This is a genomic window from Pantoea sp. GbtcB22 (assembly GCF_019091025.1).
Lineage (GTDB): Bacteria > Pseudomonadota > Gammaproteobacteria > Enterobacterales > Enterobacteriaceae > Pantoea > Pantoea leporis.
In genome coordinates, this window is record NZ_JAGXKB010000024.1 from 1 (window position 1) to 718 (window position 718).

Here is a 718-nt window from a genome sequence, read left to right on the forward strand (position 1 = left end):
GCGACTTTCCAGACGCTTCCACTAACGCACAAACTGATTCAGGTTCTGGGCTGTTCCCCGTTCGCTCGCCGCTACTGGGGGAATCTCGGTTGATTTCTTTTCCTCCGGGTACTTAGATGTTTCAGTTCCCCGGGTTCGCCTCGCAACACTATGTATTCATGTTGCGATGATGCACTGGGTGCACCGGGTTTCCCCATTCGGACATCGTCGGCTGTAGCGGTTCATATCACCTTACCGACGCTTTACGCAGATTAGCACGTCCTTCATCGCCTCTGACTGCCAGGGCATCCACCGTGTACGCTTAGTCGCTTAACCTCACAACCCACAGGCGTTTTGCAACGCGTGCAGACTGCAAGCATTTGAGAGACTCGAACATATCGCCGCTTCATTCTTATTACGGAGAATGAAGACGATACGTCGTTTCAATTTTCAGCTTGTTCCGGATTGTTAAAGAGCAGTATCTCAGACGCAGCTCGTAAGCTTCGTTTGAGATACGTCGTGGAGACACCTTTCACCTGTCACCAAGCAAGTGGCGTCCCCTAGGGGATTCGAACCCCTGTTACCGCCGTGAAAGGGCGGTGTCCTAGGCCTCTAGACGAAGGGGACACGATAGTGTCACGACTTCGCAGCCGTCTTGCTCGTTACTTTCTATCAGACAATCTGTGTGAGCACTTCGCGGGAAGGTATCTTCAGGTAAGGAGGTGATCCAACCGCAGGT

At 52.5% G+C, this 718-nt stretch carries 1 tRNA gene and 1 rRNA gene; both read right to left on the reverse strand.

From position 1 onward, the window contains the following. Positions 1 to 315: ribosomal RNA gene (locus tag KVT28_RS24660) — 23S ribosomal RNA — on the reverse strand; the annotation flags it as partial. Between the two features lie 215 nt (positions 316 to 530). Then, a tRNA-Glu gene (locus KVT28_RS24665) sits at positions 531 to 606 on the reverse strand. Between the last annotated feature and the right edge of the window lie 112 nt (positions 607 to 718).